Raw genomic sequence first — 22,414 nt, forward strand, 5'->3', positions numbered from 1 at the left:
GTGTTCTGCAGAAAGTTGTCTAATAGAGTCCAGAAGGAATCAAAGCAAGCTAGTCATGAATGGCATACTGGAAGATGGTTAAATGATAAAAAATCATTTAACTCAATGTGATAATCAAATTTAGTGGCGGAGAGAGGGGGATTTGAACCCCCGGTAGAGTTGCCCCTACTCCAGTTTTCGAGACTGGTCCGTTCAGCCGCTCCGGCATCTCTCCTAACAACGCTTGCTATCATGCCCGCTTTTACGGCATTTTTACAGCATTAGCACACCGCTGAACGTTCAAGTGACGACTTTACGAGCAACCTGATGATTAAATGGCCGTGGAAAGCGACTCAACCCTCTCAACCCCAGGCAGACACTCAGGCCCAGTGGCAGGACGCGCTGGCGATCCCGCTGCTCTCGCCGCTGAATGAGCAGGAGCAGCAGCGGCTGGTGGCCGTTGCCGGGCAGATCTTGCAGCAAAAGCGCATCGTGCCGCTGCAGGGGCTGCAGCTCACCTCGCAAATGCAGGCGCGCATCGCCCTGCTGTTCGCCTTGCCGGTGCTGGAACTCGGCGCGGAGTGCCTCGACGGCTTCAACGAAATTCTGCTCTACCCCACCCCGTTCGTGGTGGAAGACGAATGGCAGGACGAGATCGGCCTGGTGCACTCGGGGCCAGTGGTGCAGTCTGGCCAAAGCTGGGAACAGGGGCCGATCGTGCTCAACTGGCAAGACGTGCAGGACTCTTTCGATCTCTCTGGTTTCAATCTGGTGATCCACGAAGCGGTGCACAAGCTGGATATGCGCAACGGCGGCGTCGCCACCGGCGTGCCGCCGATCCCGCTGCGCGAGGTGGCCGCCTGGGAACATGATCTGCACGCCGCGATGGAAAGCCTGCAGGACGAGATCGACATGGTCGGTGAAGAGGCCGCCAGCATGGATGCCTATGCCGCCACCGATGCGGCCGAGTGCTTCGCCGTGCTGTCGGAGTATTTCTTCAGCGCTCCCGAGCTGCTGGCCGAACGCTTCCCGGCGCTGTATCAGCACTTTTGCCGCTTCTACCGCCAGGATCCGCTGGCGCGCCTGTTGCGCGGCCAGGTGGAAAACGACGCGCAATGGGCTGATTGACGGGCTTATTGCTCAGATACCGAGCAGTCGCACCGCCTGGGGCAATTTAGCGTTGACACACCCGGGGCCGCTGGATATCATGCGCCCCGTTCACACGATTCCTCTGTAGTTCAGTCGGTAGAACGGCGGACTGTTAATCCGTATGTCACTGGTTCGAGTCCAGTCAGAGGAGCCATATTTAGAGAAGCCCGCTTAAGGAAACTTAAGCGGGCTTTTTGCTATGGGGCGTTTACAGCCCGCGTTTTTCCATCAGCAGCGCCAGATCGACCAACCGATTGGAGAAGCCCCATTCGTTGTCATACCAGGCGAGCACTTTCACCAGATTGCCGCCGATCACCAGCGTGGACAGCCCGTCGATGATCGACGAACGCGCATCACCCCGGTAGTCGCTCGACACCAGCGGTTCATCGCTGTAGCCCAGGATCCCTTTCAGCGGGCCGGATGCCGCCGCCGCGCGGAAAGCGGCGTTAATCTCTTCCACCGTCGCCGGGCGTTTCAGCGTCACCGTCAGATCGACGATCGAGACGACCGGCACCGGCACCCGCAGCGAGTAACCGGTCAACCTGCCGTCGAGATCCGGGATCACCTTGCCGAGCGCCTTGGCCGCGCCGCTGGAATAAGGCACGATCGATTCCGCCGCCGCCCGCGCGCCGCGCAGATCTTTTTCCGGCTGATCGTGCAGCGCCTGGCTATTGGTATAGGCGTGAGTAGTGTTCATCAGCCCGTATTCGATGCCGAACGCCTGATGCAGCACCTGCGCGGCGGGCGCCAGCCCGTTAGTGGTGCAGCTGCCGTTGCTGACCACTTTATGCAGCGCCGGATCGTAAAGCTGGTCGTTAACCCCCATGACGATGGTGATGTCGTCGTTCTTGGCCGGCGCCGAGATAATCACCCGCTTGGCGCCGCCGTGCGTGATGTGCACTTCCGCCTTGGCCTTGTCGGTAAAGAAGCCCGTCGCTTCGATCACCACGTCAACGCCCACGCTGCTCCAGGGGATCTCGGCGGGATCGCGCTGCGAAAACACCTGAATCGGCCGGCCGTCCAGCAGCAGCTGGTTGTCGCCGGCTTCCACCCTGGCCGCCAGCGTGCCGGAAAGCGTGTCGTATTTCAGCAGGTGCGCCAGCGTTTTGCTGTCCGTCAGATCGTTGATCGCCACCACTTCAAAATCGCTGCGCCCCAGCGCCGCGCGCAGCACGTTGCGTCCGATCCTGCCAAATCCATTAATGCCTACTCTCACCATGATGCACTCCTCGTTTTGGGCTTTGCCTCAACTCTAGCCCTGCCCCGAGGCGGCGTAAATGACGTTTACCGATCAATTTACGCCAAATTGCGCGCATGAAAGCGTTCGCGGTATTCGCTCGGGGTCAGCTGCAGTTTGCGCTCAAACACCCGCCGCAGGTTAAGGCCGTTGCCAAAGCCGGTGGCCAGGGCGATCTGCTCGATGCCTTGCGCACTCTGCTCCAGGCGCTGCCTGGCGGTATGCAACCGGCCTTCTTCGACGAATTTGGCGGGAGAAATGCCCGTCTCGCGGGTGAATACGCGGGTAAAGTTGCGCGGGCTCATCGCCACGCGTTCGGCCAACCGATCGACGCTGAGATCGTCGGCGAGGTTTTCCAGGATCCAGGACTGCAGGTCGCGGATCGGGCCCGGCGATTTGGCCTGGTTGAGCGGGTAGCGGCTGAACTGCGCCTGCCCGCCGGGGCGGCGCAGAAACATCACCAGATCCTGCGCCACTTCGCGCGCCTGCACGAAGCCGTAATCATCCTCCACCAGCGCCAGCGTCAGATCGAAGCCGGAACTGACGCCGCCGGAGGTCCAAATCGGCCCGTCCTGCACGTAGATCGGGCCGTTTTCAACCTGCACCCGCGGGAAGCGCGCCTGCAGCGTTTCCGCCAGCCGCCAGTGAGTGGTCGCCCGCCGCCCGTCCAGCAACCCGGCCTCGGCCAGCAGCAGAGCCCCGCCGCAAACCGAAGCGATACGGCGCGTCTGCGGCGCCGCGCGGCGCAGCCAATCCGCCACCAGGGCGCCCTCTTCTTCGGTTGCCCCCTTGCCGGCAACAATGACGGTATCGCGCGGCAGGGCCGGATCGAGATCCGCCAGGCGATGGTCAGCCAACAGGCTCAGCCCGGACAGGCCGTGCACCACCCGGTGAGATTGCGTAGTGGCGACCGCGATCTGATACAGCGGCGTCTCGGCGGAACTCAGGCGATTAGCCTGCATCAGGATATCGGCGATGCCCGCCGCTTCGAACAGCATGCCCCCTTCAGGGACGATAATCAGGAATGTATGCATGGCGATAATTACAAGAAAGAGCAAAACAGGCCAGACAACCACTGTATAAGAAAAGCGCCGCGGGTTCACCCTGCGGGCATAAAAAAGCCCGCCGATAACCTCGACGGGCCTGGAAGGAATAGCCATTCAAACCTGCGGCAAGCTCACCCCGCCGGCGCGCGCCAATTGCGCCAGCAGCGCCGTTTGAAACGCCTCGTCGTGTACCGCTGCATGGGGTTCGAGGCGCTGCTGATGGTGCCAATAGCCGCCGGACGCCAGGGCCTGCGGTTCATCGCTGCTCACCAGCCACGCCTGCGTCACATGCCCCAGCGCCAGATCGTCGGGCGCGTCCGCGCCGCCCATTTTGGTCGGCACCCAGCCGGGATCGACCGCGCTGCTGATCACGTCAGGCCACAGGCGCGCCACGGCGGCGGCCAGCGCGGTGACGAACAGTTTGCTGTCCGAATAAGAACCGGCGGCGCCGCCAAGCCAATCCACGCCGTTCAGTTCCGCCACGCCGTCAAAGTGCATACTGCTGCTCAGGTAGACGATACGCTTGGGGCGTTCGATCAGGGCCGTCAGCAGGTAGGGCGCTATCACGTTCACCGGCATCACCTGCGGCCCGGTGAACATGCCGGCATTATGGATCACCGCGTCCGGGCGACCGAGGCGATTGACCTGCTCGGCGAGCTGCCGGATCTGCTGCACATCGGACAAATCGCCGATCGTCGCCTGTGCACCGCGATCCAGCAGATCGCGCACCGCGTCCAGACGGCCGGGCTCACGCGCATGCAGAATCACCTGATGCCCTTCGTCCAACAGCGTTTGCGCGGCGGCGCGGCCCAGCCCGTCCACCGAGCCGGTAATGAAAATGCGTGACATGCAGCTCCTCCGTTTAGCGCCAGCCGAGCGCCGGCGCGACATGGGTTAAAATCGATTCGATAACGTGGGCGTTGTAATCCACGCCCAGTTGGTTAGGCACGGTCAGCAGCAAGGTATCCGCTTCGGCGATGGCCTCGTCCTGCGCCAGCTGTTCGATCAACGCGTCAGGTTCTGCGGCGTAACTGCGGCCAAAGATCGCCCGGGTTTGCGCATCGATATACCCCAGTTGGTCGCCTTCCTTACCGCTGCCGCCGAAGTAGTTGCGATCCCGCTGATCCACCAGCGCGAAGATGCTACGGCTCACGGAAACCCGCGGCTCATGCGTGTGGCCGGCCTCTTGCCAGGCGGCGCGGTAGGCGCGGATCTGCTTGGCTTGCTGGATGTGGAAGGGTTCGCCGGTCTCGTCGTTCTTGAGCGTCGAGCTTTGCAGGTGCATGCCGAGCTTCGCCGCCCAGACGGCGGTGGCATTGGAGCCGGCGCCCCACCAGATGCGGTCGCGCAGCCCGGCGGAAAACGGTTCCGGCCGCAGCAGCCCGGGCGGATTCGGGAACATCGGCTGCGGATTGGGCTCGGCGAACCCTTCGCCGCGCAGCGCTTCCAGGAACACTTCGGTATGGCGGCGGGCCATGTCCGCATCGGTTTCGCCGTCGGCCGGGGCATAGCCGAAATAGCGCCAGCCGTCGATCACCTGCTCCGGCGAGCCGCGGCTGATGCCGAGCTGCAGCCGCCCGCCGGCGATCAGATCCGCCGCGCCAGCGTCCTCCACCATGTACAGCGGATTTTCATAGCGCATGTCGATCACGCCGGTGCCGATCTCGATGCGTTGGGTTTTGGCGCCGATGGCGGCCAACAGCGGGAACGGCGATCCCAGCTGGCGCGCGAAGTGGTGCACGCGAAAATAGGCGCCGTCCGCCCCCAGATCTTCGGCGGCGACCGCCAGATCGATGGACTGCAGCAGCGCATCCGCCGCGGAACGGGTGCCGGACTGGGCGGAAGGCGACCAGTGGCCAAACGAGAGAAAACCAATCTTTTTCATCGGGCATCATCCTCAGAGGCAAAACATGGGCCTACAGTGACAAAAACCGCGCGCCTTGCGCCAGCAAAATCACCCTCGATCGCACTAAACGAACCGATTGCCGCCGCACCGCCCGGCGATTGTAATCAAAAAACAAATGTCGTATAACAAGCAGCTCCGAGGGGTGTCCTGTTACGGGCTGAGATGGCGCAAGCCGAACCCTTTGAACCTGATCTGGGTCATGCCAGCGAAGGGACGGTTAGGCAACAACGCTCTCACCCGTTGCCTGTTCATACCCCAGCGTGCCCGGATCTCCACTGACTCAAGGAGGTCCCATGTCCATCACTACCCTGTTCGAAAGCGGTCTTTACGGCCGGCTGCGCCACCATGCCGGCAGCCACTGGCAAGATTACGTCGATCATCCATTTCTGCAGCAGCTGGCCGCCGGCACCTTGCCTGAACGCGCTTTTCGCCGCTACCTGACCCAGGACTATCTGTTTCTGCTGCACTTCGCCCGCGCCTACGCGCTGCTGGTCAGCAAGCTGCGCACCCTGCCGGAGATGCGCGCCGCCACCGCCTCGCTCAACGGCATCGTCGCCGAACTGCCGTTGCACGTGGCCTACTGCGCCGAATGGGGGCTGAGCGAAGCGCAGATCGCCGCCCAGCCGGAAGCGGCGGAAACCATGAACTACACCCGCTACGTGCTGGATATCGGCCATGCCGGCGACGCCCTCGATCTGCTGGCCGGCCTGCTGCCCTGCGTGGCCGGCTATGCCGAAATCGGCCTGCGGCTGCTGCACGATCCCGCCACTCAGATGGAGGGCAATCCTTACGCCTCCTGGATCCGCAACTACGGCGACGAGGGCTATCTGGCCGGCGTGCGTGCCGCCATCGAACTGCTGGAAACCGTCGGCCACCAGCGCGGCGCACAAGGCCGCTTCACCGAGCTGGCGCAGATTTTCACCACCGCCACCCAGCTGGAATCGGCATTTTGGCAGATGGGGCTGAACGCCTCATGACCTCCCCGCTTCTCCCGCCCGGCATCCAGGTGCGGGATCTCAGCCTGCGTTTCGGTCAGCAAATCGTCTTCGACCGGCTGAGCTTCGACATCGCCGGCGGCAGCTTCGTCGCCCTGCTCGGCGCCAGCGGCGCCGGCAAAACCAGCCTGCTGAAGATCATCGCCGGCCTGGCGCAGGCCAGTTCGGGTACGGTGACCGGCAGCGACGGTTTGCCGATCGCCGGGCGCATCGCCTACATGGGGCAAAAAGACCTGCTCTACCCGTGGCTGACCGTCGAAGAGAACGTCGCCCTCGGCTCGCGGCTGCGCGGCGAAGTGGCGGATCGGGCGTGGGTGGCGCATCTGCTCGAACGCGTAGGCCTGGCCGCGCATGGCCGCAGCCTGCCCGCCGCGCTGTCCGGCGGCATGCGCCAGCGCGCCGCCATCGCCCGCACGCTCTACGAACGCCAGCCGATCGTGCTGATGGACGAACCCTTCTCCGCATTGGACGCCATTACCCGCGCCGAGATCCAAAGCCTGGCCGCCGAGCTGCTGGCGCAAAATACCGTACTGCTGATCACCCACGATCCGATGGAGGCCTGCCGCCTGAGCCACCGGCTGCTGGTACTGTCGCCCTGGCCGCTGGGCCTCGACGATACCCACCGTATCAGCGGGCAACCGCCGCGCGCGCCGGATGACGCCGACCTGCTGAAAAGCCAGGCCGAGCTGCTGCAACAGCTGGTGAGGGCCGCGCAATGAAGATTGCCGAAGAGCGTGGCCTCACCCGCCTGCGGCGTGGGCTGACGGTGTTTGCTGGCCTGCTGCTGCTGTGGTGGCTGGCGGCGCAAAGCGGCATTCCGGCCTTTCTGCTGCCCACGCCGGGCGCGGTGGCGCAGGCGCTGTGGGACGGGCGCGGCTATCTCGCCTGGCACACGCTGGTCACGGCTTCGGAGATCGTCAGCGGGCTGGTGCTGGGCGTGCTGCTCGGCGCGGCGCTGGCGCTGTGCATGATCTTCTCGCCGCGGCTGCAGCGCTGGCTGATGCCACTGGTGCTCACCAGCCAGGCGATACCGGTGTTCGCCCTGGCGCCACTGCTGGTGCTGTGGTTCGGCTTCGGCATGAGCGCCAAGGTGGCGATGGCGGTGCTGGTGATTTTCTTCCCGGTGGTGTCGGCCTTTTTCGACGGGCTGCGCCGGGTCAACAACGACTATCTCGATCTGGCGCGCACGATGCGCGCTTCGCGCTGGGCGCAGCTGCGGCACGTGCGGCTGATGGCGGCGCTGCCGGCCTTCGGCTCCGGCCTGCGCATGGCCGCCGCCGTCGCGCCGATCGGCGCCATCATCGGCGAATGGGTCGGCTCGGCCGAAGGGCTGGGCTATGTGATGCTGAACGCCAACGCGCGCATGCAGACCGACGTCTGCTTCGCCGCGCTGTTTATTTTGGTGCTGATGACCGTGCTGCTGTGGGCCGCGGTGGATGCGCTGCTGCGGCGCCTGATCGCCTGGGCGCCGGAAAACGACTGATGATTGCAACCATAACCAGGGATAAAGGAACGACCATGATCAAACAAACCGTTTGCGGGCTGCTGCTCGGCGCCGCCCTCACCGGCCAGGCCGGCGCGGCCGACAAGCTGACGCTGGTGCTCGACTGGTACATCAACCCCGATCACGCGCCAATTATGGTGGCCGAGCAGATCGGCGCCTTCAAGGCCGCAGGGTTGGACGTCAAGATCGTGCCGCCGTCCGATCCGGCGCTGCCGCCGCGGCTGGTGGCCGCCAAACAGGCCGACCTCGCCATTACCTATCAGCCGCAGCTGCATTTCTTCGCCGATCAGGGCCTGCCGCTGATGCGCGTCGGCACGCTGATCAACACGCCGTTGAATACGGTGATCGCGCTGGACAAAAACATCACGTCGCCGGCGGATCTCAAGGGCAAAACGGTGGGCTACTCGGTCAGCGGCATCGAACAGGCGACGCTGGCCACCATGGTCGAACACGAGCACCTCAAGCCGCAGGACATCAAGCTCATCAACGTCAACTTCCAGCTGACCAGCGCCCTGCTGGCGGGCCAGGTCGATGCGGTGATCGGCGGCTACCGCAATATCGAAGCGCTGGAGCTGAAGCTGCAGGGCAAAAAGCCGGTGGTGTTTAACGTCGAAGACTACGGCGTGCCGGCCTACGACGAGCTGATCATCGTCGCCAACCGCGATGCGGTGAACGAGCCGAAAATCCGCAAATTCCTCGCCGCACTGAAGCAAGGCAGCGACTACCTGCATGCACACCCGCAGGACACCTGGCTGGCGTTCGCCAAGGCGCACCCGGAGCTGAATACCGAGCTGAACAAACAGGCGTGGCAAGCCAGCCTGCCGCTGTTCGCCCGCGATCCGGCCAAGTTGGATCGCGCGCGCTACCAGGCTTACGAACAGTTCCTGTTCGACAACAAGCTGATCAAGAAAATCACCCCGGTGGAACAGTACGCGGTGGAGCTCGACTGATCACGCCGAGGCGGCCGGCGGCGCCACCGTCACCTCGCCCTGGCCGCTGCGCTGCAAGGCCGCCTTCACCAACCCGTTGGCCTTGCAGCGTTCGATAAACGCGTTCACGTAGGCGGCGCCCTGCGTTTTTTGCCGCGGCACCGCCATCGCCTGGTGGATGGCGGTGAAATGCCCGTCCAGCACCCGGTAGCCGGGATGGGCGGCCGCGGCGGCCAGCAGCGGTTGACGCACGCCGGCCGCCGCCTCCAGCCCCCGTTCGAAAAACAGCGCGATCGCCTCGGCGGACGTTGCCGCCCGCACCAGCTGCGCCTGCTGCAGCGTGCGCGATAAAAACAGATCGTACGCCGCCCCATGACCGACCGCGATGCGCACCTCCGGCCTGTCGAGCTGCGCCACCTCAAAGTAAGGCGCGTCGTTCGCCACCAGGTAAGTCCCCTCGATGATCACATAGGGTTCGCTGAAGGCGATTTGCGCCGCACGCACCGGCTCGATAGCCATAAACGCCAGGTTCCAGGCGCCGCTGTCAAGGTCGGCAAACACCTTGCCCGCCGCGTCATAGGTGACCAGTTCGAGCGCCACGCCCAGTTCCTGGGCCAGCGCGGCGGCCAGCTCCACCGAAGCGCCTTGCGGTTTACCGCCGGCCCCGGCCTGTGCCAGCACCGGATTGCCGTAGTTGATCGCCGCGTGCAACACGCCTTGCGGGGCCAGATCGTCGAGTACCGCGGCGGGAATCGTCTGCATACTTCCTCCTGTGAAAGGCTGATGGGCGCACCGTCGTGGCGCTCATTAAGCGTAGAGCGAAACCTCCGACCAGCAAGCTTTCGCCGCCGAGGCCGCCGTCGGCGTGATTAACGTCACACTATTGTCATAAAAATGTACAATAGCCGCCGTTCGTCGGCCGTAGCGGGAGATCGCGCGTTGTTCCGCCGCCGGCAATAGGCTATACCCTTCACTTTTCGCGCCGCGGCACGGTCGGCGGCGCAGACCAGGGCAGCAACGTTTTTTCAATCAGACAGGGTTTGGCGGATGGTTTTAGCAGTCGTTTCGTTTGTTCTCTTCTTGGCGTCGATTTTGATTTATCGCACCCGGGCCGCCGCCAACCGCTGGTGGTTCGCCATTTTGCTGACGCTGCTCGGCAGCTATCTGGTGCTGAACGTTATTCTGATCGCCAGCAACTACTTTACCGGCGACGGCATCACCGACGCGGTGATTTACACCGTCACCAGCAGCCTCAAAGGCGCGGGCATCAGCAAATACGTGCTGCCGTTCATCGGCCTGCTGGCGGCGTTGGGGCTTATCTTCGCGGTGCTGGCCCGCAGCCTGCTGCGCCGCAAAGCCAAAGGCAGCAGCGTGGCCTACAGCCTCGTCGCCGTGCTGCTGGCGCTGTTTTCGGTCGGCACCACCCCGGCATTTCAGGACATCTCGCTGCTGGTCAAGAGCCAGATCGTCGGCGATACCGCCGATTTCACCACCTACTACAAGGCGCCGAAAAAGACCGTGCAGGGCAAGCGGCCGAACCTGGTGTACATCTATGCCGAGAGCCTGGAGCGCACCTACTTCGATACCGAGCTGTTTCCCGGCCTGGCCGACGAGCTGAACGCCCTGCGCGCGGACAGCATCGATTTCAGCAACACCCAACAGCTGCCGGGCACCGGTTACACCATCGCCGGCATGGTCGCCTCACAGTGCGGCATTCCGCTGTTCGCGCCCTTCGACGGCAACGCCTCCAGCGCGGTCTCCACCTTCTACCCGGAGAACGTCTGCCTGGGCGACGTGCTGAAGGCCGCCGGCTACAGCAACTATTTCTATCAGGGCGCCGAGCTGGCGTTCGCCGGTAAAGACACCTTCCTGAAATCCCACGGCTTCGACCACGTTTACGGCTTCAAAGAGCTGCGCGAACAGGTCGCCGATCCGAGCTACAAAAACGACTGGGGCTGGTACGACGACAGCGTGCTGGACGTGGTGTACGGCAAGTTCGTCGAGCTGTCCAAACAGCGCCAACCGTTCTCGCTGTTTACCCTGACCGTCGATACCCATCACCCGGACGGCTTTATCTCCGCCGGCTGCAGCAAGAAAAGCTACGCCTGGCAGAACAAGGAAAACCGCTCGCTGAGCGCGGTGGCCTGCAGCCAGCAACACATCGCCGCGCTGATCGACAAAATCAAACGCTCGCCCTATTTCAGCAACACCGTGATCGTGGTCTCCTCCGATCATCTGGCGATGAACAACACCGCCTACGACATCCTGACCAAACAGAAGCGCCGCAACCTGTTCTTCATCATCGACGGCACCCGGCCGCAGGCGGAGCAGCGCAACGAGAAGCGCAGCACGCTGGACAACGGCGCCACGGTGCTGGACGTGATGGGCGGCGACAACTACATCGGCCTCGGCCGCAGCAGCCTGTCGGCGCCGTCGCTGTCTACGGTGTTCCTGAATATCGAAGAGAAAATTAACGGCTGGAAACCGGCGGTGATCAACCAGTGGGGCCTGCCGAACCGCATCAGCGACTACAGCGTGGACACGCGCCAACGCAGCTTCAGCTTCTCCGGCGTCACTTACAAGGTGCCGTTCATCCTGCGGGTGGGCGACAACCGCATCGAACCGATGTTCAACGTCTACCTCTCCACCCCGCTGCGCAAACAGCTGGCCGGGCTGGGCGCGGGGGAGAAATTCGTCTGGGTCGATAAATGCTACGAGATCGGCCGGGTCTGGGCGCCGCAGCTGGCGCTGAGCACCGACATCTGCGTGGCCTCCGGCACCCTGGCCTCGCCGCCGCAGATCGCGCAGGCCAGCGGCGAACGCTTCAACGGCAAGGTGAACTTCACCGGCCCGGCGACGGACAGCGTCGCCGATTACCAAAACGCCGTCGCTCGCCTGCAGGTGGACGATGCGGCGGTGAAATACCGGGCGGACGCCATCGAGTTCATGCTGCCCGGCCTGCCGGAGCAGGTGAAGGCCATTACCGGCGTTTCCGCCGTCGAGGAGTGGGGCCGCTGGTCCGACGCCAACCTGGCGCCGGCGGTCGACATCGATTACGTCGACCCGCTGCCGAAGACCTTTGATCTGGTGCTGCGCGCCCGCGCCTACGGCAACAACGTCGGCGAACCAATTTCGGTGCGCGTCGGCGACGAAGAGCGCTTCGTGTCGCTCGGCGAGCAGGACAGCACCGTCACCCTGCGCTTCGACAACCCGCGCGGCGCGCAGAAGATCAGCATTACCCCGCCGGCACCGACCGAGCCGAAAGAGAGCGCCAGCGGCGGCTTCACGCCGAAGAAGCTGGGCATCGGCCTGGTATCGCTGAAGGTCGAAGCGGCCGCTCCCGCCTCCTGATCCCCCCGCCTTCACGGGCGCGGTAATTTCTTTGCCGTGCCCGTCATTTCGACCAAGCTTTTACGCCCTGCTTCGGCTAACCTGTGACGGTGAAATGCCGCCAATCCCGCCCCAGAGCCGGGACATCGAAGGAGAAAGTATGAGCTATGCCCCACCTCGCAGCGGCCTCAGCGCCGATCAGGCACTCGATCAACTGGAAGCCCTGTATGACGCCGCGGTAGACGCGCTGCGGCAGGCGGTCAGTGACTTTATCAGCCACGGCACCCTGCCGGACCCGCAGGCGCGCACCGCCGGGCTGTTCGTGTATCCCGAGCTGCGCGTCAGCTGGGACGGGCAGCAGTCCGGCCCGAACAAAACCCGCGCCTTCGGCCGCTTTACCCATCCCGGCAGCTACAGCACCACCGTGACCCGGCCGCAGCTGTTCCGCCACTATCTGGCCGAACAGCTGGCGATGCTGGAACACGACTACGCCGCCCATATTGAAGTGGCGCCGTCGCAGCAGGAGATCCCGTTCCCTTATGTGATCGACGGGTCCAGCCTGGCGCTCGATCGCTCAATGAGCGCCGGTATCGCGCAGCATTTCCCCACCACCGAGCTGGCGCAGATCGGTGACGAGACCGCCGACGGTCTGTATCACACCACCGACAACCATTTCCCGCTGTCGCATTTCGATGCGCTGCGCGCGGATTTCTCGCTGGCGCGTCTGCGGCACTACACCGGCACCCCGGTGGAGCATTTCCAGCCGTTCGTGCTGTTCACCAACTACACCCGCTATGTGGACGAGTTCGTGCGCTGGGCCTGCGCGCAGATCGCCGATCCGGCCAGCCCGTACATCGCGCTCTCCAGCGCCGGCGGCACCTACATCACGCCGGAAACCAGCGCGCCCGAACAGGCGGTGTCCGATCTGGCGTGGAAAAACCACCAGATGCCGGCCTATCACCTGATCTCGCGCACCGGCCAGGGCATCACGCTGATCAACATCGGCGTCGGCCCGTCCAACGCCAAAACCATTTGCGATCATCTGGCGGTGCTGCGCCCGAGCGCCTGGCTGATGATCGGCCACTGCGGCGGCCTGCGCGAAAGCCAGAAGATCGGCGATTACGTGCTGGCCCACGCCTATCTGCGCGACGATCACGTACTGGATGCGGTGCTGCCGCCGGATATCCCGATCCCGAGCATCGCCGAGGTGCAGCGCGCCCTGTACGACGCCACCAAGATGGTCAGCGGCATGCCCGGTGAAGAGGTCAAACAGCGTTTGCGCACCGGCACGGTGGTCACCACCGACGATCGCAACTGGGAGCTGCGTTACTCCGCTTCGGCGCGGCGCTTCAACCTCAGCCGCGCGGTGGCGGTCGACATGGAGAGCTCCACCATCGCCGCTCAGGGTTACCGCTTCCGGGTGCCGTACGGCACGCTGCTGTGCGTCTCCGACAAACCACTGCACGGTGAAATAAAACTGCCGGGCCAGGCCAACCGCTTCTACGAAGGGGCGATCTCCGAGCACCTGCAGATTGGCATCTGCGCCATCGATCTGCTGCGCGCTGAGGGCGATCGTCTGCACTCGCGCAAGCTGCGCACCTTCAACGAACCGCCGTTCCGGTAACGGTGCTCAGGCCCGCTGCGGCGGGCCGTTTTTTCCTCAACGCACCAGCGCCAGTGCGCGTTTTTCCTGGCTGCGGCCGCCGGCGATCGACAGCAGCAGATCTTTGACCAGCAGCGCCGGGGCGGACAGTGCCTGTTGGCCCGACATGCACAGCGCCAGCGGCACCGACATCGTCGGCGCATTGATGCGTGCCATCCAGGCCTTGGCCGGGCCGATCATCGCGCGCGCCACCGATTCCGGCAGCACGGTCGCCCCCAGCCCGCTGGCGATCGCGGCGCTCAACGCACCCGAGGATTCGATCTCCCCCACCACGTTGGCAGCCAGCTTGCGCAGCGCCATCGCCTCCTCCAGCTGGTTGCGCACCGCATCGCCCTCGCGCGGCAGGAACAGGTTCAGTCGCGCCACGTCCAGCAGCTCGACGCTGTTGCCGGGATGCGGCACCGCGCGCGTCGCCACCAGATAGAGATCTTCCCGCATCAACGCGATGGCGTGCAGCCCAGCGGGCATTTTGGCGCCGTAGACCATCGCCATGTCCAGCGTCTGGTTAGCCACCTGTCCGGTGAGCGTCGTGCCGCCGTTTTCATGCAGGCTGAGCAGGATACCCGGCTGCTGATCGCGCAGAGTCTGCAGCAACGGCAGCGCCAGCTGCGCCGCGGTGCTGCCTGACGCCAGCCCGAGCGACACCTGGCCGCTCATCGCCTGTCCGGCGCTGTTAACCGCGCTCTGCGCCTGCTCGCACTGGCGCAGAATGGTCTGCGCGTGGGCATACAGAATGTTGCCGGCCTCGGTCGGCTGCACCCCGCGCTTGGTGCGGATCAGCAGCTGTTGCTTCAGCTCTCCTTCCAGCGTCGCCAGCTGCTGGCTGAGCGCCGGCTGGGCGATGTGCAACACCTCCGCCGCCTGAGTCAGGCTGCCGATATCGACGATTTTCACGAAGTACTTCAGACGTCTGAAATTCATAGTGCCTCCAGCGAGCCGCTAAATTGAGAATGCCGAAATCCGGTCATGCAATCACAGCAAGATCCAGGCCAGAGTCGGTAAACGGCCGTGGAAGCGGGGTACAAGGCGGTAAATGGCCGTTCGCCGGGCGGCGCGCGCCACCGCGCAGGGCAACCGTTGCACCATCGGCAGGCAAATGCGCCAAACAACGGGAAACCCGGCGACGCTGCGCGCGGGATAAGCGACAAAAGCGAGAAAAAGCAGCAGGTTGGGCAATCTTGCAGCAAACGAACGCATCGGACGTCTTCACGCTTTACAAGCCGCAACCGCCCCGCTATTATTCGCCCCGTTCAAACGATTCCTCTGTAGTTCAGTCGGTAGAACGGCGGACTGTTAATCCGTATGTCACTGGTTCGAGTCCAGTCAGAGGAGCCATATTTAGAGAAGCCCGCTTAAGGAAACTTAAGCGGGCTTTTTGTTTTGGGGTTTTTAAAAGTAAGTTTCACCAGTGCCCATTTCCACCGTAGCGTGGATATTGAAAACCGCTATTGTGCTTTCCCTTTGCTGCACCTGCCCATCTTTACTTGCGCCTATTTGTAGGTCATACAGTGTGAATCAGCTCTGACGTACCGCGTCACCACGACATGATATTCATTCCGCGATACCGGTTGCGAAGTTGCAAGGCAAGCCAGATATACCCGACACTCGTTGCCACGGGAAAGACCACGGGTTTACAAAAGCTTCAAGCATGTAGTGATGCTGTCGGTGACGGTCTGATAAATATCGGTTTTGGTTCTGGAAAATTTCATTTTGAGGAGTCTGACGGATCCAGCGGGGATACGCTGGTCGCTGCTGCGGGGTTAGGGGTGGTAGTCTGGTTATGCAGGGAAATGGACATGTTTTTTCTCCGTCAGTGGTGTGATTTTCGTCTTCGTATCGCCTGACGGTTCGTTTTCCCGGCGTCGTTCTGTCCTGCAAGGGCGCAGCATGCGTGCACCTCACTCTTGCGGGACGGGTTGCAACGGGAAACGATTAACCGGAAGCGAATGCGGGAATGAAAAGCACACGGGAGAAAAAACAACTCCTACTTATCCGGACGTAGCGCCCCTTGCTCTGCCGCGGTGAAAAGTAGATTGGTGATAATGAGCCGGAGACTGGCTCTGACAGGAACTTCTTATAGGTGTTAGCATGCTTTTCTGCTAGACGAGACGGCCCTGTTAACTGGGGCGGTTAGTTCTTAAACTGTCTCGATCCGGCATCAATCACAACCGGATCCGGGGTGAGAGATTTCTTGAAGCAGGCCACAACGCCGTAGTCGGGGCATCATACTCACGGTCGTGACGGATATCATCTTCAGTTCCCTTTTAGCGATTTCGTCTCCGGCCAGCCATGTTGACAGAAAGGCAATCCCCATCCCCTCACCGCTGCATTCCGTAGGCTTCCCCCGTGGCTGACAATGTAGCGAATAGTGGGTTTAATCAGGGTTAGAAGCCGGTTATTCCTGATTATGGGTGGATCATATTCGGGATCCGGGTCATGTATGCCAAAAACTTAGCCGTTGTCACAACTAACGAATTGTCGCCGGAACGCTGGCAGAGTATTGTAGTTATGCTTTCCTAACGTTATGAATGTTAGTTGATTTTACATTCAAAAATTATAGTTACAGGTGGAACTATGACAATATTGCAGGAAATCTTTACTTGGACGCAGGGACTTCCTGCGTGGCAAAGCGATGCAGTTTCTCGCTTATTAGTAAAACAGGCGCTTACACCACAGGATCATGAGGATTTGTATGCGTTACTCAAACTTAATTTTGGAATTCCTGACCCAAAAAATCGACAAGCTAAGCCGCTAACTGTCGATCAAATTCCAGTACAAGCTAAGAAAGACACAGATATCAAATTATCCACCATCAAAAATCTTCACAATGTTAATGCTATTGCAGAAAATCAGCAGTTGGTGATAAGCCCAACAGGCATGACTGTTATTTATGGCGATAATGGATCAGGCAAATCGGGATACTCACGAGTTCTGAAACAAGCCTGCCGTGCTCGCGATCAGTCAGAACCTGTTCATCCAAATGCCAATTTACCAGAAATAAAAGCTGGCAATGCTCAAGCATCATTCAACATCACTATTGATGGTACTGACAAGGAGGTAACTTGGTATCAAGGAAAAGAAGCGCCACCTGAACTTTCTTCTTTAGCTATCTTTGATACGCGTTGCGCTCGTGCCTATTTAGATAATGAGGATGACTTTTCCTATGTGCCATACGGTTTGGGTGTATTCGAAGCTCTTGCAAAAGTATGTCAACAACTAAGAACCGCTATTGAGGCAGAGCAAAAACAATCAGCAGTAGATCTCACCGCATTTGCTCACCTACATGGTGAAACTGCTGTGGGCAAGTTGATTTCCGCGCTCTCTGCGAAATCCAACATTGTACAAATTGAAGCCCTCGCAACTCTCAAACCAGAAGAACTTACATTACTAAATACATTAGAGAAAAGCCTCAAAGAGAACAACCCAAAAGAAAAAGCTGGTTTATTGCGCTTACGCGCACGTCGCGTTACAGCACTTGCCACAAATGCAATCGAAAAAGGGCTTATCGTAGGCCCAGAAGCTATTACAAAGTTTAAAGCCCTTGCTGATAAATTCCGTACAGCCCAAGCAGCCGCCGCTCTAGCCGCAAAAAACTTTAAGGAGGGGGAAAACCTTTTACCAGGGACGGGTGGTGAAGCATGGCGAGAACTATTCGATGCAGCACGAAAATTTGCTTTAGAAGCCCATCCAAATAAGCCGTTCCCTAATCTTGGACATGAAGATGCGTGCCCGTTGTGCCAACAACCACTGGCTGAAGGTGCGGAAAGATTGCTTCGATTTGATTCTTTTATTCAAGCAGAGGCTGAAAAAAATGCTCAGACATGCCGCAAGGCACTCGCTGATGAATATCGCCCATTCATTGCCGCAGTTATCACGTTGAATTTTGATGAAATAACACAGGCGGAGATAGCCGAAATTTCCCCATCATTAGTAGTCGATATTAAGTCTTTCGAATCCGCATTGGCAGTTCGGCACGAAGCAATCAAAACGGCTATTGTTTCGCATAACTGGACTGGACTAAATACAGTATTAGACTCTCCGGTAAGTGAGTTAAAAGAGTTAGCAAGCAAATTGAATACCGAAGCGGAATCCTTGGAAAAAGCTTCGAATGAAGAAGCTCGCGCTGCTTTGGTGAAACAATTTGGAGAGTTGGATGCACGACTAAGACTCAGCCAAGTCAGGGAACCCGTACTTGCTGCAGTGACGAAACTTGGACACTTAGCAAAGCTCAAAAGCTGTCTTAGCGCGGTCAGAACAAATGCTATATCGAATAAAGCATCCGAACTAGCGGAAAAAGTCGTATCCAAAGAACTAGCCGACGCATTGAACCGGGAATTTAGAATATTGGGGGTTGGTAGTTTGAGTGTTTCCCTGCAAAGCCGCACAGATCGGGGGAAAGCACTGCACAAGCTTAAACTTCATTTGCCGCAAAGTCGCTCTCCAGGAGAAATATTGAGCGAAGGTGAACAACGAGCCATTGCACTCGGATCATTTCTAGCTGAAGTAGGGTTAAGCGGCAGCAAAGGGGGGGTAGTCTTCGACGATCCTGTATCTTCCCTAGACCATCGCCGACGTGAACGCGTTGCCAAACGCCTCGCAACTGAAGCGTTGCAGCGACAAGTTATTATTTTCACCCATGACATCTACTTCCTCTGTTTGTTGACCGAAGAAGCAAAGCAAGCCGGTGCTACGGTGTTTACACAAAGCCTTACTCGCCGCGCAGAAGGCTTTGGTATTGCAGATCCTGAGTTGCCATTTGAGGGAAAAAATACAAGTAAACGCGTTGGAGCATTGAAAGCGCAGCAACAGTTAATCGCCAAACTATATAAAGAAGGCAATGAGCAGGAGCACCAACGGCAGACAGTTGACGCGTATTTTCGCTTACGCATGGCATGGGAACGAGCAGTAGAAGAAGTTCTCCTGCGCGAGGTTATCCTTCGCTTCCGCAAGGGCATAGAAACACAAAGGCTCATTGGTGTTATTGTAGACGATAATGACTATGCACAAGTCCATGCGGGGATGAGTAGATGCTCCAATTACGCCCATGACAAAGCCATGGCGGGCGGCGTTGCAGTTCCTGATCCAGAGGAACTTCTTGCTGATATTCTCGCTCTAGAGAATTGGCGTACCCAAATACACAAACGCTCAGAAGATACAGCCAAGAAGCGTAAAATGGGACCAACTGTTACTGCAGTGTAAAGATATACCCGGTGCGCTGGCTGTTCAATCTTTCCTGCATTTGCTCTCTAACAGCCGTTCACATCTCTTTACATTACATACAACAAAAGTCGTTTAGAAACGAAGGCTGGGACCGATCCGTTAGCATCCTTCCCTGCCACTGAGAAGAAACCTGCACTCAATTTCCTAGGATATAACCAGCTTGGATATGTAAAATGGTATGTGGTACCATAGAATACCAACATTTTTCGAGGGTCATTGCTGTGTTTTACAAGTGGTTTTATTCTAGTAACCAGCTTCGTTTAAACACATTGCATAATTATCACTAATACCCGTACTCTAGGACGAATATTAAAAATATCAATCTAAAATGAATATAGAATAATAAAGATATTTTTTCAATTTATTAGCTGACAGAGATACTTGTAAGGACAAAAGTCATGCCCAAGAAAACGAGAACCTCAAAAAAAAATACACCGCATACCTTAACTAGTGCAGATCGAGTTGATATCCTAACCTTTGGTGTCGGCCACGGAGATTGTCAGCTTATAGAGTTCTGGCTGCGGGATACGCTCACTTTCCGTCTTCTATACGATGGAGGATTAGCTATGTCTTCAGCCCTTGTTTCTCACCTAAAAAATAAGCGTGCTGATGGCAAAAACGATCTGGATATTGTCGTGTTGAGCCATGTTGACGCAGACCATAGGAGAGGGATAAATGAGCTGCTCAAAAACCGTAGTATTTCTATTGGAGAAGTATGGTTACCTTGCCTGCCTGCCTTTCGGCGATTAAAGTGGCTTTTTGCACCGCATGTACAAAGTGCAGTGACATTAGCTGAAGAGATTGAAAATCTGGCCATCGCACGCGATATACCTGTTATCTATCCTCTCCAAGATCATATTCACCGTACAGAAAGCGGTTCCGTAAGTGTCATATCTCCTGCGAGAAAGCTGATGAAAAAACTCTATAGCGCCCCTCTATCAGAGCTTCAGCCACTACTCACCCACACAACTTTGCCTCTGGAGTGGTTAATCCGCTCCCAAATACAGCCCGATGAAGAAATTACTAATCATCAAGATGTAAAGCTTTTCGACAGCCAAAATGCACTATTGCCCAAGCAATTACAGTTTAATGGCCATGAGGTTAAGAGCGATCAAGCCGCACTCAGCGTATTGAACAAATATAAAAAATCAATGGATGAACCCGATTTCTTCGGTCAGCATCTTGTTAATAATACTTCTCTTGTTCTGGTGATAGATATATTGCTTGAAGAGCACCATCGTCGGCGTATCGTTCTTACTGGTGATCAAGAGAATTGGGTGTGGATCGCTTCAGAACATCCGATGGGATTGGCTGCAGACGTGATGAAGGCTCCGCACCACGGAGGACGGGTATATCTGTCAGACAAAAGTGACGAAATAAGCGATGTAGAGCAATTTTGGCTATGGACTCGTCCACGTATTGTCACAGTCAGCGCCAATGGCAAGCACTCACTTCCGCACTGCCGTTTTCGCGAATCGGTGCGTATGATTGGTGCCACACTTGTTTGCCCTAACAAGCGCAATAAAGAATTGTTTTTTTCAGACATACAACCTGAGGGCAAAACCTCTTGTGCACAGCATTTTGATTGCAACACCACAGATCAACATCCTGTTCAGCGGATTAGTCTTTCGACGCGCTGTGAATCACTGAACGCTGCAGCCTGCCTGAGCGGCAACGGACACCGTAGCCCGGCACCGATCGTGGTGATGCAGCAAAAGCTAATAGAACCAGATGAATCATTCATTCGATGGACTCAAACTGAAGTAAGAAAGCATGCGCAGTGGTTGAACAAACAGCTTAATCGAAGAAGAGCAGAGCAATTGAAAAAGCTTTCACTTGCTGAACGTGCAAATAGTTGTTTCGAAAAGTATAGTCTTGATGAAATTATAGGAATATTTAACGGCCATGAACGTTTTGAACTTATTAATGATCCTGGCCCTGTAGTGCTTTATGCACAATCCCATGGGCTGCTATGGGCAGAAACACCTCACCGACAGTTCGATAAAAGCGTTAAAATTGTTGCACCATTGACAGAAAAAGAGTACCAAGCGGCGCTAAAGCGCATCTCGAAATTTGAGCATCTAATTTTTATTGCCGATGAAAAAATTGATGATCGAACTTTGCATTTACGCGATAAATACGATTTTTTGAAGAGTGTTAATACTGAAGCATTACTAACATTGTCTGCACGTTGGGCTGGCATCCCCGATGGGGATTTTGCAATGTATCTTAAATCAAAATTATTTCATGATTTGATCAGTCTGTATGATTTCAGAGCAGTGAAATGGAGCTATGGCCGTTATAAGGAACCTCATTTAATTTTGCACCTTTATAAAAAGGATAGTTTACCATTACCAAACTTCCTGCCAAGTGAATGGGGGATTAAACAGTTTTCCATAAACCATTATGAAAACGAAATAATTACTCTTGACCCAGCTAAGATGGTTCGTCTTTTTGATGATACATCCCAGTCAGTAATCCCACCAATAAGCTTCGGGTATGATAAAAATTCCTTTTGTTTACGTACGAATAACTTAAAGGATTTTTATCAGAAAAATACAACAATAAAAGAAGATGGAGAGCTCGATGAACAACTCAATTTTATGCCTGATGAGCAGCACCTTGCGTGGTTTGAACTCTAGGTTATGTTAATATGAACATGAAAATCTGTGATGCAAATTACAATTCATACTATAGAGTATTAAATGCTATACACAAGTTACTTTTTGCTGTTGGCAATAATACCCCCTTTTCATCAAAAATATCTTCCGGGCCGATCTACCAAGATTTCCAACTCTCATCATCGGTATAGTATACAGTCTCACAGACACCAAGCCCGCCAAATTGAGCGTAGATGTTGATAGAAGAGGTTTGTTACCAGTATATTTCACTTTGATAATTAAGTGAAATCTTTACCCTAACAGCACTCGCTCATGTATTTAGCTTTAGCTAGAGTGATCTCTTCCCTGAAAACAGGTGTTCTTACACTTTCTTCACAGATTTTGCTTGCGCCATGGTTCACCTTGTTAGCGATTTTATTCGCATAAGAGCGTGTCCACTATTGGGGGTAAAATCACAGAACAAAATTACAAAGATGCTGACGGTTCAGTGCAAAGAACTAAAGCTGACGCAGACCTCAATGCTGTCCGTAGGCTGTTCGAGCTGTTACTGAAGTTCACTAAGGAGTGATGTGCCTAGTTTCCAACTGATTGTCACCGAAGATGCAAACTTGTAAGAGCATTGGTTTCAGGATACATTGATTGAAGAGCCTTGAACCAAGCCACCCGCTCTTGTTTCAGAAGACTGGCCATTAGAGAAGATGCGCTGCCCCATTAAAATACTCCATAATTACTCATAAACATAAAGCTGGCACTCTTGATCGGGTTCAGTTGCACCATTACATTTCATGCATTTCAATTGACCTATTCCCCGTTGATTAAGACAGATGACAATAGT

The 22,414-nt window shown here is 57.5% G+C and carries 16 protein-coding genes, 3 tRNA genes, 1 pseudogene and 1 riboswitch; of the genes and pseudogenes, 11 read left to right on the forward strand and 9 right to left on the reverse strand.

The annotated features are described in order from the left end of the window. Positions 1–124: 124 nt before the first annotated feature. Positions 125–214: transfer RNA gene (locus tag ACJ8IL_RS03980), tRNA-Ser, on the reverse strand. A 92-nt stretch (positions 215–306) separates the two neighbouring features. Here ACJ8IL_RS03980 and mtfA point away from each other — a divergent pair. Together mtfA and ACJ8IL_RS03990 are read left to right on the forward strand one after the other, a co-directional pair. After that, positions 307–1,107: a DgsA anti-repressor MtfA gene (gene mtfA, locus ACJ8IL_RS03985; protein ID WP_025303395.1), complete on the forward strand. Its 801-nt coding sequence runs from the start codon at positions 307–309 to the stop codon at positions 1,105–1,107. Positions 1,108–1,206: 99 nt separating this feature from the next. Beyond that, a tRNA-Asn gene (locus tag ACJ8IL_RS03990) sits at positions 1,207–1,282 on the forward strand. Between the two features lie 54 nt (positions 1,283–1,336). Here ACJ8IL_RS03990 and gap read toward each other — a convergent pair. From gap to ACJ8IL_RS04010, 4 genes are all read right to left on the reverse strand, one after another. Beyond that, positions 1,337–2,347, reverse strand: a complete 1,011-nt coding sequence (gene gap / locus ACJ8IL_RS03995; protein WP_025303396.1) for a type I glyceraldehyde-3-phosphate dehydrogenase — start codon at positions 2,345–2,347, stop codon at positions 1,337–1,339. 77 nt (positions 2,348–2,424) lie between these two features. After that, the gene (locus ACJ8IL_RS04000; protein ID WP_060433489.1) at positions 2,425–3,399 is read right to left on the reverse strand and encodes a GlxA family transcriptional regulator; all 975 of its coding nucleotides are present in this window, start codon (positions 3,397–3,399) and stop codon (positions 2,425–2,427) included. 126 nt (positions 3,400–3,525) lie between these two features. Then, positions 3,526–4,260 carry an SDR family NAD(P)-dependent oxidoreductase gene (locus tag ACJ8IL_RS04005; protein WP_043140014.1) on the reverse strand — a complete coding sequence of 245 codons (735 nt, stop codon included), beginning with the start codon at positions 4,258–4,260 and terminating at the stop codon, positions 3,526–3,528. Between the two features lie 13 nt (positions 4,261–4,273). Then, positions 4,274–5,296, reverse strand: coding sequence for an LLM class flavin-dependent oxidoreductase (locus ACJ8IL_RS04010; RefSeq protein WP_025303399.1), 1,023 nt, complete (start codon positions 5,294–5,296; stop codon positions 4,274–4,276). 149 nt (positions 5,297–5,445) lie between these two features. Then, a riboswitch (TPP riboswitch) is annotated at positions 5,446–5,548 on the forward strand. Positions 5,549–5,610: 62 nt separating this feature from the next. On the opposite strand from ACJ8IL_RS04010, the gene ACJ8IL_RS04015 reads away from it, so the two are divergent. Genes ACJ8IL_RS04015 through ACJ8IL_RS04030 form a run of 4 tightly spaced genes read left to right on the forward strand, consistent with a single transcriptional unit; the run spans position 5,611 to position 8,766 of the window. Continuing rightward, positions 5,611–6,294 (forward strand): TenA family protein, encoded by a 684-nt coding sequence (locus ACJ8IL_RS04015; RefSeq protein ID WP_043140011.1) that lies wholly within the window; start codon positions 5,611–5,613, stop codon positions 6,292–6,294. Further along, positions 6,291–7,031, forward strand: a complete 741-nt coding sequence (locus tag ACJ8IL_RS04020) for an ABC transporter ATP-binding protein (protein WP_025303401.1) — start codon at positions 6,291–6,293, stop codon at positions 7,029–7,031. The genes ACJ8IL_RS04015 and ACJ8IL_RS04020 overlap by 4 nt, the downstream gene beginning before the upstream one ends. Then, positions 7,028–7,795 (forward strand): ABC transporter permease, encoded by a 768-nt coding sequence (locus tag ACJ8IL_RS04025; RefSeq protein WP_043140003.1) that lies wholly within the window; start codon positions 7,028–7,030, stop codon positions 7,793–7,795. Before ACJ8IL_RS04020 ends, ACJ8IL_RS04025 begins: the two co-directional genes overlap by 4 nt. 35 nt (positions 7,796–7,830) lie before the next feature. Next, positions 7,831–8,766 (forward strand): ABC transporter substrate-binding protein, encoded by a 936-nt coding sequence (locus ACJ8IL_RS04030; RefSeq protein ID WP_060433493.1) that lies wholly within the window; start codon positions 7,831–7,833, stop codon positions 8,764–8,766. Here ACJ8IL_RS04030 and ACJ8IL_RS04035 read toward each other — a convergent pair whose 3' ends face one another. Then, entirely contained in the window at positions 8,767–9,507 is a 741-nt protein-coding gene (locus ACJ8IL_RS04035; protein WP_435967691.1) for a transporter substrate-binding domain-containing protein, read from the reverse strand. It abuts the gene before it with no gap. A 285-nt stretch (positions 9,508–9,792) separates the two neighbouring features. Between ACJ8IL_RS04035 and opgB the strand changes: the two genes are divergently transcribed. Both opgB and ACJ8IL_RS04045 read left to right on the forward strand, forming a co-directional pair. Then, complete coding sequence (gene opgB, locus ACJ8IL_RS04040; protein WP_049205537.1) at positions 9,793–12,096, forward strand: phosphatidylglycerol--membrane-oligosaccharide glycerophosphotransferase; 2,304 nt, start codon at positions 9,793–9,795, stop codon at positions 12,094–12,096. A gap of 139 nt (positions 12,097–12,235) precedes the next feature. Further along, positions 12,236–13,699: an AMP nucleosidase gene (locus tag ACJ8IL_RS04045; RefSeq protein WP_060433496.1), complete on the forward strand. Its 1,464-nt coding sequence runs from the start codon at positions 12,236–12,238 to the stop codon at positions 13,697–13,699. A gap of 36 nt (positions 13,700–13,735) precedes the next feature. On the opposite strand, the gene nac is transcribed toward ACJ8IL_RS04045, so the two are convergent. Continuing rightward, positions 13,736–14,659 carry a nitrogen assimilation transcriptional regulator NAC gene (gene nac / locus ACJ8IL_RS04050; protein WP_043139985.1) on the reverse strand — a complete coding sequence of 308 codons (924 nt, stop codon included), beginning with the start codon at positions 14,657–14,659 and terminating at the stop codon, positions 13,736–13,738. Positions 14,660–14,710: 51 nt separating this feature from the next. Then, entirely contained in the window at positions 14,711–14,935 is a 225-nt protein-coding gene (locus ACJ8IL_RS04055) for a hypothetical protein (RefSeq protein WP_311271741.1), read from the reverse strand. Positions 14,936–14,997: 62 nt separating this feature from the next. Here ACJ8IL_RS04055 and ACJ8IL_RS04060 point away from each other — a divergent pair. Continuing rightward, positions 14,998–15,073, forward strand: a tRNA-Asn gene (locus tag ACJ8IL_RS04060). Between the two features lie 222 nt (positions 15,074–15,295). Here the strand turns inward: ACJ8IL_RS04060 and ACJ8IL_RS04065 are convergent. After that, positions 15,296–15,536: pseudogene (locus ACJ8IL_RS04065) on the reverse strand (ArdC-like ssDNA-binding domain-containing protein); the annotation flags it as partial. A gap of 776 nt (positions 15,537–16,312) precedes the next feature. Here ACJ8IL_RS04065 and ACJ8IL_RS04070 point away from each other — a divergent pair. Continuing rightward, positions 16,313–18,937, forward strand: a complete 2,625-nt coding sequence (locus tag ACJ8IL_RS04070; RefSeq protein WP_435967700.1) for an AAA family ATPase — start codon at positions 16,313–16,315, stop codon at positions 18,935–18,937. A gap of 419 nt (positions 18,938–19,356) precedes the next feature. Further along, positions 19,357–21,600 carry an MBL fold metallo-hydrolase gene (locus tag ACJ8IL_RS04075; protein ID WP_435967701.1) on the forward strand — a complete coding sequence of 748 codons (2,244 nt, stop codon included), beginning with the start codon at positions 19,357–19,359 and terminating at the stop codon, positions 21,598–21,600. The last annotated feature ends 814 nt before the right edge of the window (positions 21,601–22,414 follow it).

The organism is Serratia sp. CY47444, assembly GCF_052168635.1.
GTDB lineage: Bacteria > Pseudomonadota > Gammaproteobacteria > Enterobacterales > Enterobacteriaceae > Serratia > Serratia bockelmannii.

Excerpts from the sequence above, each read along its gene's own strand:
- mtfA (WP_025303395.1), top strand. The coding sequence starts at position 307 with ATGATTAAATGGCCGTGGAAAGCGACTCAACCCTCTCAACCCCAGGCA.
- gap (WP_025303396.1), bottom strand. The coding sequence starts at position 2,347 with ATGGTGAGAGTAGGCATTAATGGATTTGGCAGGATCGGACGCAACGTG.
- ACJ8IL_RS04000 (WP_060433489.1), bottom strand. The coding sequence starts at position 3,399 with ATGCATACATTCCTGATTATCGTCCCTGAAGGGGGCATGCTGTTCGAA.
- ACJ8IL_RS04005 (WP_043140014.1), bottom strand. The coding sequence starts at position 4,260 with ATGTCACGCATTTTCATTACCGGCTCGGTGGACGGGCTGGGCCGCGCC.
- ACJ8IL_RS04010 (WP_025303399.1), bottom strand. The coding sequence starts at position 5,296 with ATGAAAAAGATTGGTTTTCTCTCGTTTGGCCACTGGTCGCCTTCCGCC.
- ACJ8IL_RS04015 (WP_043140011.1), top strand. The coding sequence starts at position 5,611 with ATGTCCATCACTACCCTGTTCGAAAGCGGTCTTTACGGCCGGCTGCGC.
- ACJ8IL_RS04020 (WP_025303401.1), top strand. The coding sequence starts at position 6,291 with ATGACCTCCCCGCTTCTCCCGCCCGGCATCCAGGTGCGGGATCTCAGC.
- ACJ8IL_RS04025 (WP_043140003.1), top strand. The coding sequence starts at position 7,028 with ATGAAGATTGCCGAAGAGCGTGGCCTCACCCGCCTGCGGCGTGGGCTG.
- ACJ8IL_RS04030 (WP_060433493.1), top strand. The coding sequence starts at position 7,831 with ATGATCAAACAAACCGTTTGCGGGCTGCTGCTCGGCGCCGCCCTCACC.
- ACJ8IL_RS04035 (WP_435967691.1), bottom strand. The coding sequence starts at position 9,507 with ATGCAGACGATTCCCGCCGCGGTACTCGACGATCTGGCCCCGCAAGGC.
- opgB (WP_049205537.1), top strand. The coding sequence starts at position 9,793 with ATGGTTTTAGCAGTCGTTTCGTTTGTTCTCTTCTTGGCGTCGATTTTG.
- ACJ8IL_RS04045 (WP_060433496.1), top strand. The coding sequence starts at position 12,236 with ATGAGCTATGCCCCACCTCGCAGCGGCCTCAGCGCCGATCAGGCACTC.
- nac (WP_043139985.1), bottom strand. The coding sequence starts at position 14,659 with ATGAATTTCAGACGTCTGAAGTACTTCGTGAAAATCGTCGATATCGGC.
- ACJ8IL_RS04055 (WP_311271741.1), bottom strand. The coding sequence starts at position 14,935 with ATGCGTTCGTTTGCTGCAAGATTGCCCAACCTGCTGCTTTTTCTCGCT.
- ACJ8IL_RS04070 (WP_435967700.1), top strand. The coding sequence starts at position 16,313 with ATGACAATATTGCAGGAAATCTTTACTTGGACGCAGGGACTTCCTGCG.
- ACJ8IL_RS04075 (WP_435967701.1), top strand. The coding sequence starts at position 19,357 with ATGCCCAAGAAAACGAGAACCTCAAAAAAAAATACACCGCATACCTTA.